Source organism: Pontimicrobium sp. MEBiC06410, from assembly GCF_053601615.1.
Genome location: NZ_JBSHNT010000157.1, coordinates 261199 through 271408, shown reverse-complemented (window position 1 = coordinate 271408; position 10210 = coordinate 261199). Strand labels below are relative to the sequence as shown.

Genomic DNA, 10210 nt, shown 5'->3' with positions numbered 1-10210 from the left:
CTTTTGCATAACTAAGCTCTACAGCTTTATGTTTAAATTCTTTGGTGTAAAAATTTCGTGGTTTTGACATTGTTATTTTATTAAAGTTTATAAATATATAAACTCGCTTCTTACTGTCCTGTCAAATATAGCATGTCCATTCTGTTTTGTTCTGGTTGGTAGTTTACCGTTTTCTTTAACCCAAGCTTCAACTTTAGCAAACGTCTGTTCCCAAGTTTCAAAGAATCTATCAAGATTTAATTCTCGAACTTTTTTAGATTGATAGTCAGAAAGTTTTCCTTCTTCTAAATCTCTTTTATGACGATAAACCCAGTTATATTCATTCCTGCCAATTTCATCAGCACTTATTGATTCACGACCTTGCAATAAAGCTTGGATTTTATTAAAATATGTTGTCCAAGCATCTGTTTTACCTTCAAAATTGAATTGAAGTTCAGTCATTTTGTCAAACCAATAATTGCCTAAATCATTTTCTCTATATCTTTTTCTAATTGTTTGGCAAAAGTTAGATAGTTTACTTTCTCTTGATTTTTTGTTACTACGGTTATATTGTGGCCAATTATTAGAGTTTTGTGATTTCCAATTTACTAAGTCATCATAAATTGGAATCCATTTTTTTCGACTTGCTGGCCCTTGAAAAAGGTTATCTATTTTTTGGAATTTATTTTTCTGTTCTTGGGAAATTATTTTTTTATCCTTAATACAATTTTGTTGGTATTTATACCATTTTACTAAGCTGTCATCATCAATACCTTTGCAAGGTGGGAAAATATTTTTTTTAGAATATTCTTGAAAAGTCTCAAATGCTTTATCCCATTTGTAATCAATAATGTTCCACGCAAAATTAATTGAGCTTAATTTTTTTATTTCATCAAATTTTAGCTGTCCCTTTTTTCTTTTATTTCGTTGTTGTGATACCCAAGCATATAAGTCTTTATTGTCTTTTTTACTTGGATAGTCATTATTGAGTTCTAAATAGTTTTGTAATTCTAAAAACCATATATCCCAATTATTTGAGGTTTTATAAATTATTTGGTCAAATAATGACTCTCGCAATTTATCTTCAAAACCGATAAGGTGTAAAGAATCAATATCTTCATCAAATGAGGAAATTATGTCAATTTTCTTAGAGCCTTTTTTTCCTTTACCAAATGCAATTGAGTTTATTTCATCTTGTAATCGTTCATCTTGGTCACATAATGAACGAATCACTTGTAATAGGTTTTTAAAAGAACCCTTACTAATAGAGTTCTCAACTTCATCATTGTTTGAGTGATAAATTGGTACCACGATATAGCCTAACTTTTTACCTTTCTTTTTTCTTAAAGCTCTACCAACAGCTTGAATAATATCAACTTTTGAGTTTTTTGGGTCAGAAAAATATACAAGGTCTATTGTAGGTACATCAACACCTTCTGTCAAGCATCTTGCATTGGAAATTATAGCTTTGTTTGAATTCTTGAATTCATTTAGTATTTGATTTCTTATGCTTGTTGCTTGTGTACCATCTACTGAAAATGAAGTAGTCTTATTGAAAAGTTTAGAATGTCTTAAAGCAAATTCTTGCGCTAGTTTAACTCTTGAATGAAATGTTAAAGCGTGATTAGCTAAATATTTATTCATTACATAGTCTAGTGCATAATTATTTGCGACTTCATCAATGGAAATATTGTTGTCAACATATCTTCGTTCTTGAAGATAGTTTGCTAACTGTAGGTCATTTACTCCAATCGCTACTATTTTATAATCTACAAGGATATTTTCATCAATTGCATCTTTAAATGACATTCGATAGAATTCTTCCCCAAAAGTTTCTGGGTCATTCATATCGTGTGTGTACTTTAAATCGTCTCCTAACTTTTTCTTAATTGATTCTTTTACGATTCTAGGTGTAGCTGTAGCGTAAAGCCTTCTTTTTGCAGGGATTTTTGAATTGTTGTGAACAAGACCAAAAACTCCTTTACTTATTCCTGCTGTCTTATGTGCTTCATCACAAAAAACAAAGTCAAATATTATTTCTGTGTTTTCTATCGCTTCTGAAATAGAAGGAAGAGACTGATAAGTTGAAAAAATAACTTTTTCCTCTGTATCGTTTTGCAAAAACGATATAATTTCATTGGGTTCAGTTGTTACGTTTCCACCAATCTCATAGGTATGTGTTACTATTGAATCCGTATTGTCTTTGTCAATATCCTTTTCCGAACAGACACATAGATATTGATATTTGGTTTTACGTTGCTTTGACCATTCATTTTTAATTTGCCTGAGTAAAGCAAGAGAAGGAACTAAAACTAAAGTTTTATTGCATTCTAATTTTTCTTTTATCCAAAGTGAAGTAAATGTTTTCCCTGCTCCACAAGGAAGAATGAGTTGGCCTCTTGTTTCTTCACCTTCTGTAAACCATTGAACACATTCATTGATAGCTTTTTGTTGGTGGTCTAAGGGTTTAAAAAATACTCTTTCTTTAAGTTCTGCATTTTTTAATAGTTGACGAATATTAGTAAAAACAATTGGTTCAATTTCTAATAAATGACCAATACTAAAAAATGAAAAATTGTCCTGTCTTGATAATGAAACCTTGTCTAGTGAAGCACAATTTGAAAAGACTATATAACCATCAGCTTTAGGGCAATAAGCAAATAGATTTGAAATTTTATCTGAAGACCAATTCAGTTTGCTTGTCTCATCATTTTTGAACTTACATTGTACTGCAATGTATTCTTTATTAGTTGTTTTAAGTAGTAAGTCAATTCCGTATTCAACGCTACCAAGGTCTAAACTATTTTTTACATCTAAAGGAATTTCATCATAGAGCCATACTTGAGAGTAAAGTCCATCGACTTCTGGTGCTGTTAGAAAATAGTACTTTGTAAAAACTTCAAATATTTTTCCTGCTGTGGTGTCTTTTATTCCTTTTTCTCTATCATCAACATTATATTTCGAAAGTTCTGCTTTTAATTCAGTCCAACATTTTTTTTCTTCAATTATGTCGGTTAATATTTTCTTGTATTTAATCATCTTTTAGCGTTGGCTAAAAATAGCTCTTTTGGTTTTTTAAGCGTTGGCTTTTGTGTTGGAAAAACCAAATGTGCTATTTGTGCGGTTGGCTTTTCGTGTATGAAACACAACGTTAGTATATAAGTACCTACTCAAAAAAGTACTGATAATCGCCTTAAAATAGGAGGTTATCAGTACTTTTTGTGTTTTTTTAACATAACCAGAAAATGGGTGGTTATACGTACCTTTTAATAATTATTTAAAGGTCTAACTTTTCTTAGACCTATACAATACGTATATCTACGTATATTTTTTAAACGTTGTGCAATATAAGTTGTATGTAAATAATAGCCTTACGGTAATCCGTAAAACAAAAAACACTCTAATGGGCCACTAGCTGCAAGCTAGCGGTAGCGGGGCTTGTAGAAAATTATTTTATGTGAAATTATAGGCTTGTGCAACGGTTACCGGTCTTAGCTGTAGTTTTTTATAATTCGCTAGTTACTTTTATTAATTTCTCATCTTTATATTCTCCAATTCCTTTAAATATCATCGCTTTTCCTTCATCCATACTTTTTGTGAAAGATGTGTTTTTATAATCGTCTTTTCCTCTTGCGTAAACTTTAATATTAGAAATAGAGCCTTCTTTATCTGTGAAATAAGCTGAGCCATTCCCACTATTTGTATTAAATTGATAAACTTGAAATTTATATTCTTTTGGACTGTCATCAATACGTTTAATTGGCTCAGATTCGAATTCGCTTACATCAAACATTTTGCTTTTTATTGATGGAATAAAAGAGTTGTCAATTACTCCAAACGGTATATCTGAATCATCTAAAGTACTTTGTTCAAATTTTAGTTCTTTAAAGCTACCATCATAATTTATTTCTTCAATTTGAGTTGCAGAATAATTTATTAAATCAATAAGTTTTTGCTCAACACCACCTTCGGGAAGAACGTATTTTTCCTGATATATAATTTCTAATTCCTTTTCTAATTTTTGAAAATCTTCGGATTCGACATTTTCAGATTTGAACACAGAATTATCTTCTTGAGGAAGTTTGTTAAAGAAATATTTGAAATAGTTGGAGAGAAAACCGCTTATTTTGTCTGTAGAATTATCAACTATTTTTAACTGTTCAGGTTCATTAATTTCTACACGAAAATTTATTTTAAAACTTCCTGCTTTAAGTGCTTCAACATAGATTTTATTTTCAAGGTCAAAATCATTTAGAAATGATGTAGACGATTTTAAGAAATCTGAAAATTGAGTACTGACATTAGACAACTCTTTAGCTTCTGCTTTATGAGAATCAGCAAGACCTCCTAATAAACTAACAGCATATGAAAAAGAAGATTCTTTTATAAAATCTGGGCAAAATGAATTATCTAATGGTAAAAAATCATTTGGAATTTCATTAATAGAAACTAAATTTTGGTCTATTTCCTTTAGTCCATAATCTAAATCTACTATAAAAACACTTTCGTTAGTGTTTAAAAGACTTCTTAAACTTACTTTCTGATTAATGAAATCACTATACTGTTTTTCAGATACAAGTATATGAATATATCTTAAAAAACCTTCATCATCATCTTCAAACATTATAAAGCACAATAACCTGTTTTGATATTGATTTTTTCCTGTGTAAATAATATCATTATCTCCATCATTGAAAAGCACACGTTTATTTTCCACAACTTTGTGGAAATTTTTTAAGAGTGATTTATGTTTTTTAACTTCAAACATTTTCTAATGGAATTGTATCAGCTACTTCAACTAATTCTTTTGTAAAGATATCAGATTTATAGAAATCGCAATGTAGTGGATTATTATTACTTGGGGTTAATTTTATTTTGCCACTTTTTTCTTTGAAAGTCAATATGGCACAAAAAGGTTTGTATTTGGGTGATATAGGAAAAAGCGATTTATAAATTTTTAATGTTTTCTTTATTTCGACTTCGGTTTTGACTATAGAAATTGATTTAGACTTTAAAGAACAAGCCTCATTACAATCTTTATATTCTGTACGACCTTTTTCCCAATAAGTTTTAAAATCAACATCTCGAATTTTACTTTTATTTATTTTTAGTGCAAATTTTGTTTCATAGTCTTCAAATGTATCTTGAAAACAATCACAAGGTGTTGCATTAGTTATGTTTTTAAATGTCATATTTTCAATGTTGTTGGTCAAATTACAGCTAACGGTCTTGTATATGAAAAGTAGCGGGTTTTTAAGCACTAACTTTTCGATTTATAAGTAACCTTTATTTTATTATTTATCTTTAGTTTAAGCACTTAAACCGCTATTTTTTATATACGTTGTTACCTGTAGTTTTTTTGTATCGCTTTTAAGTCAGAAATCCCTCACAACCAAATTTTTATGGTTATCAATTTTTTCTTCCATTTCTGAAATAAATGCTCTTGCTATTTTTTCTTGTTCGAACAGACTTAAATTTCGAACATTTAAAAAACTCCTTTTATGAATAAGTTCCTTTTGAAAATATTTGTATTTCCAAGTTATTGCTAATACACCTTGGCTATATAAAAATTCTATCATTTGATTTCCAGAAATAGGATGTATAAGGTATATGTGCTTCTTATCATATTCCTTTATCACCCCTTCTTTATTAAAAGCTACATTATTAATTGAATTAATTATTACATTGAATTTTTCTTCTAATTTTCTTCCAGCTAAATCTTGGCTGTCTTTAGAATTTCCTATCAGTGATGAACTAATAAAAACAACAACTATTGCGATTATAATACCCCAAATCATATTATTAAATTTTGTTTAGTACTTCTTTAGGTAATTGATTTTCTAATTCATAAAATGAATTTCCTTTTTCTAAAATATCTTCTACAACACTTTGATAGCCAATATGATTTGCAATTAATTGAATTTGGTCAATTGTTTGGGAATACCCCATAATTAATGGAATTCTTCTCTTTTCAAATGTTGAAACCATTATTTTCATATCCATTGACCAATTGTTTTCCTCTATTAAATCGATTACATTTTTTCTTCCGATGTATGCGAGTATAAAAATATCCTCTTTAAAATCAGAATATTCGTAACTTTTTTCAATTTTTGGAATTATATCTTTAATCATTAAATTTAATCCATCAATGGATTTAGCAACTTTCGATAAATCTTTTCCACTTTTAAATAGTCTCATTTAGTTTGTTTTTCTAATTACAGGTAACGTTAGTATATAAGTACCTACTCAAAAAAGTACTGATAACCGCCTTAAAATAGGAGGTTATCAGTACTTATTGTGTTTTTTTAACATAACCAGTAAATGGGTGGTTATGCGTACCTTTTAATAATTATTTAAAGATCTAACTTTTCTTAGACCTATACAATACGTATATCTACGTATATTTTTTAAACGTTGTGCAATATAAGTTGCTTGTAAATAATATTCTTACGGTAATCCGTAAAACAAAAAACACTCCTGTTACAGAAGTGTTTTTTATACATTTTATAAGTAAAATTAAATCAAGGTTTATCCGCTTTATCATCAAAACGTATCATTTGTGAGTGCGAGGGTTTGCCTTTAGAATCTATAAAAAAGAGCATGTAATACCCAGGAGGAATCAATTCGTCTTTCATATTTGGTGTACTAAAACTTACGGTGTTACCATTGATACTATTAATATCTAGGTTAACATAAAATTGTCCGTTATCCCAGTTATGGGTAAAAGAAGCCAATTTTAATAAGACGACTTCTGGCTTTTTATTGCCTTTTTGCTTCGGTAAACCGTTTACAGTCATACCATAATCTTGTTTACTTGCTAAAAGGTAATACGGTTTGTTACCATACTCGGCTTTAAATTGGGTTCTAGATTGGGTTCTACGTTGCATACCTGTTATTGTTACAATTCTAGTAGAATCTAAATGTGTGTATGGCGGTGAGAATATCTCGGCAGTCCAGTTTTCGGTAGGTGTGGTTTGCATTCCTTTTTGTGCCTTAGCCATTTGTCCATCTCTGTAAAAATAAGTGTCTATATCTATTAAATCTAAATTGGGTTTAGGCTGTCCGTTTCTATGTTGTTGGTCTGGATTTGGGAAAATTTTTTGTACTGATGCTCTGGCGCTATTTCCTCCAGATACCCACACACGTCCATTGGGTAATAATAAAGCTGCATTATGGTATAAACGTGGTTCTACCGCAGTACTCATACGTTTTTTAGTATAGTCTACAAACTTGCCGTTAACATCGTAATTGGGGGTTAATAAAATAGGGTAGAAGACAGGGCCATAAAAATCGTAATTACCACCATTAATAATTAATACTTGTTTGGTTGGTAATATAATAGCGGTAAGCATGGTACGGTCGGCTTCTATTTCTGTTCCAAGAAAATCATCGTCTTGTGTCCATTTTTGCTCTTTTAAAATGCCTTCGTTAAACCAAAATTGCTCACGTTTTCTACTGCCACGTCCACCAGCAAAATGTGTTGGGCTTTTGGCATCTAACGGTAACATGGTTCCTGGTGAAGTTGGTTGCCCGCCATAAATGGTAATATTATCTGTATTGGGGTCGTTGTAAGAGGTGCCGTAAGAGGAAATAAAATCGGTTCTGTCTGGGCCATAATTAAAAGATACTTTTGGGTTTTTTGCATTACCAGCGATATCCATATAATAGGTTTTCTTTGTTTTTCGCATGTATGCAGCATCCGATGTTCGTAAGCTTACCCAATCGCCTTCTCTTGTTAAGTATATTTTATTATCGGATACTAAATAGTTATTTGGATAGAGTTTAAAAGCATCATATTTATTATCTTCTTTACATTCTGGACCACAATCGCAAGGTAATGGAAAGTCGTTGTCACTGGATAGTGATTCCCAATAGGCATGAAATTCGACATCGTCGCACACTGTAGGTACAAAATCTGGATTAATTAAGGTGGTGAACGGACTGTTCTTCATTTTTTCTACGTTAATAGCGGTCCAAGCGTCTTGAGGTTTTTCAAAAGAAAAAGCATAAGGGTTAAAAAACTCTATATATGGATTGATTTGAAAGCGATACATTTTAGGAAAGTCTTTATCGAAACCAACAAAACCACTAAAAATGGTAAAACGGCCATCTAATAACGGTACAATGGTTGGGTACCAACGTCCACGTTTCATAAATCCTGAAAATTTCCAAGGATAATGTTTGTCGTCTACTTTAGGCATAATGCGCCAGTCTACAGTGGTCCAATCGACCTTTAATTCTTGTTTCCAATCAAAAATATACGAACTGTTGGTTCCTGTTCTATATGGGAAATAATATTGTGTACCACCTACAAATAAAGGGTTTCCATCTGGTAATTGTAAGTGTGCGCTACAGAAAAGATCGCTTGGTACAAAGTGCTTTTTACTTTTAGGGTCTTGCATTGGTAATGGGTGTGGTATTCTATAGAAAGAGCTATCAGCGGGGTCGTAAATGGCAGTGTTATTTACGAGGTCGTAATATTGTTTTTTTCTAACGTTTATCCAGTTTTCACGCATTTCTGGAGTCATTTTTTTTGGCTCTACGGTATTCCTAAAAGGATCGTCGTATAAATTGAATAGTCCCATTGCTGGCGCTGGAGGGTCGTAGTTTGGATAATATTCTATGTTTTTAAGATTACGCCAGCTACTTCCGCTAGACATTAATATTTTTCCAGAGGGTAGCATAACATTGTGTACGGTTTGCATACCCAGAATACGACCAATGGCTGCGCCTTTATCGTCTGGAATAACCGTTTTCCAACTGCCATATTCTCTTTCGTCGGCATCGATACTTGTTTTTCTTTGCGACTCCATTTTATTTAAAAAGCTAGAGTCCATTACCATACCATGGTATTTGTCTTTATTGTTATCATCATGGTTGTGATGGTCATGATTCATAATCTGCGCTGTTGCATTATATGCAAATACAAAACAGAATAGCAAAAGAAGGTTAAACTTCATTTTTGGGATGCGTAACATTGTGTCCATAATTGTTGGGTGGTTAGTGGTTTATATAATTGGGTTTAATAAAAAAATGGTGTAGGGTGTTACCAAAACGCCTATAGTTATAGACATAATGGCTGTAGGGAATACAACGAAGTTAGGCGTTTTAATTTATAAAGAAACAGGTAGAATTACCTGTTTTTATAACTAAGGTGTTTTTATTGTGTAATAAAAAAGAAGTCGCTTTAATTAAAGCGACTTCTTTTAAGTAAAGCTAATTTTAACTTTTATTGGTATATACAGTTACGTGTATTGCTTCCTGTAGTAATAATTTCTACAAGGTTGCCCAAGGCATAGGGAACTGCAAAACAGTTGCGAAGTGGATCGCGTTTGTCTTTTTTTGAATGTTTAAAACCAATAGTGTGGGTGTATTCGTGAAATATGTGTGCGGCGAGTTTGCCATGAGACATCTTTAGAAAATCTTTTTTGTAGGTATATATTTTTCCTCCTTTTCTATAGCCAACTACAGAGCCACCAGAGCCTTTTTTTAAAACTAAGTTAAGTTTTATAATGGTGTTTTCTCCTTCTGTTGCATGTCCAGCCATTACTTTATCGTAAATTTCTTTATTGGTATAACGTTTTAATTCTGTTCTTTGTCTCTTTATATATTTTATAAAATGAAAGGTGCCACCTTCTGTTTTATCAGATTTAAAATTAAGAACTTTATTTTTAAATTCTTGTTCATTTAAAGTACTCTCTAAAAGTGTTAACGCTTTTGTTAGCTTTTCTAAATTTTCGCCTTCGTAGCGTTTATGCGATTCTAATTTTATTTTTAACATGATTATATTTATTTTAAGAAGTAAAGTCTAAATCTTTTAATGGTACAGGTTTCCATGTTTCGTTAAGTGAGTCTCTGCATGCCATGGCTAAGTCTAAAGCCATTTTTTGAAGTATATCTTTTGAAAACGTTGCATCGTCAAGCTCCATATTTTTTAATAGGTCGCCGTAATTTATCATTGCATTTACAACGCCTTGATTTTCTATGATAGCCAATTGGCCGTAAAATAATGTCCAGAACGTTCTTCGTTCTTCTACAGAATTATCTATGCTTTCAAGAATAGCAATTTTAGATGCTATTTCTGTAACTTTAAAGTATAGTTGTTTACGTTCTTCCCAAATTTGTTTTCGGTAGTCTTGATTTTTTTTATCCCAGTATTGATATATTCCAATACTTATAGTTACTATGGTAATTATAAAGGGAATAATGGTATATAGTTCTTTCATTATAA

At 31.1% G+C, this 10210-nt stretch carries 8 protein-coding genes; all 8 read right to left on the bottom strand.

Annotated features, from left to right (window positions below; genetic code table 11):
• Positions 1-87: 87 nt before the first annotated feature.
• The 8 genes from ACVC08_RS13345 to ACVC08_RS13310 all read right to left on the bottom strand — a co-directional run bounded on the left by ACVC08_RS13345 (position 88) and on the right by ACVC08_RS13310 (position 10205).
• Positions 88-3018, bottom strand: coding sequence for a DEAD/DEAH box helicase family protein (locus tag ACVC08_RS13345; protein WP_452602383.1), 2931 nt, complete (start codon positions 3016-3018; stop codon positions 88-90).
• A gap of 466 nt (positions 3019-3484) precedes the next feature.
• Complete coding sequence (locus ACVC08_RS13340; protein ID WP_452602382.1) at positions 3485-4696, bottom strand: hypothetical protein; 1212 nt, start codon at positions 4694-4696, stop codon at positions 3485-3487.
• Positions 4697-4739: 43 nt separating this feature from the next.
• Complete coding sequence (locus ACVC08_RS13335) at positions 4740-5171, bottom strand: hypothetical protein (RefSeq protein WP_452602381.1); 432 nt, start codon at positions 5169-5171, stop codon at positions 4740-4742.
• Positions 5172-5354: 183 nt separating this feature from the next.
• A complete protein-coding gene (locus ACVC08_RS13330; protein ID WP_452602380.1) occupies positions 5355-5777 on the bottom strand; it encodes a hypothetical protein in 423 nt (140 codons plus the stop codon).
• Positions 5778-5781: 4 nt separating this feature from the next.
• Positions 5782-6177 (bottom strand): hypothetical protein, encoded by a 396-nt coding sequence (locus ACVC08_RS13325; RefSeq protein ID WP_452602379.1) that lies wholly within the window; start codon positions 6175-6177, stop codon positions 5782-5784.
• 323 nt (positions 6178-6500) lie between these two features.
• The gene (locus ACVC08_RS13320) at positions 6501-8966 is read right to left on the bottom strand and encodes a galactose oxidase-like domain-containing protein (protein ID WP_452602378.1); all 2466 of its coding nucleotides are present in this window, start codon (positions 8964-8966) and stop codon (positions 6501-6503) included.
• Positions 8967-9208: 242 nt separating this feature from the next.
• Positions 9209-9760 (bottom strand): hypothetical protein, encoded by a 552-nt coding sequence (locus ACVC08_RS13315; RefSeq protein ID WP_452602377.1) that lies wholly within the window; start codon positions 9758-9760, stop codon positions 9209-9211.
• A gap of 13 nt (positions 9761-9773) precedes the next feature.
• Positions 9774-10205, bottom strand: a complete 432-nt coding sequence (locus ACVC08_RS13310) for a hypothetical protein (protein WP_452602376.1) — start codon at positions 10203-10205, stop codon at positions 9774-9776.
• Positions 10206-10210 lie beyond the last annotated feature (5 nt).

Coding starts and splice junctions, on each gene's coding strand:
- ACVC08_RS13345 (WP_452602383.1), bottom strand. CDS start 3,018: ATGATTAAATACAAGAAAATATTAACCGACATAATTGAAGAAAAAAAA.
- ACVC08_RS13335 (WP_452602381.1), bottom strand. CDS start 5,171: ATGACATTTAAAAACATAACTAATGCAACACCTTGTGATTGTTTTCAA.
- ACVC08_RS13330 (WP_452602380.1), bottom strand. CDS start 5,777: ATGATTTGGGGTATTATAATCGCAATAGTTGTTGTTTTTATTAGTTCA.
- ACVC08_RS13325 (WP_452602379.1), bottom strand. CDS start 6,177: ATGAGACTATTTAAAAGTGGAAAAGATTTATCGAAAGTTGCTAAATCC.
- ACVC08_RS13320 (WP_452602378.1), bottom strand. CDS start 8,966: ATGGACACAATGTTACGCATCCCAAAAATGAAGTTTAACCTTCTTTTG.
- ACVC08_RS13315 (WP_452602377.1), bottom strand. CDS start 9,760: ATGTTAAAAATAAAATTAGAATCGCATAAACGCTACGAAGGCGAAAAT.
- ACVC08_RS13310 (WP_452602376.1), bottom strand. CDS start 10,205: ATGAAAGAACTATATACCATTATTCCCTTTATAATTACCATAGTAACT.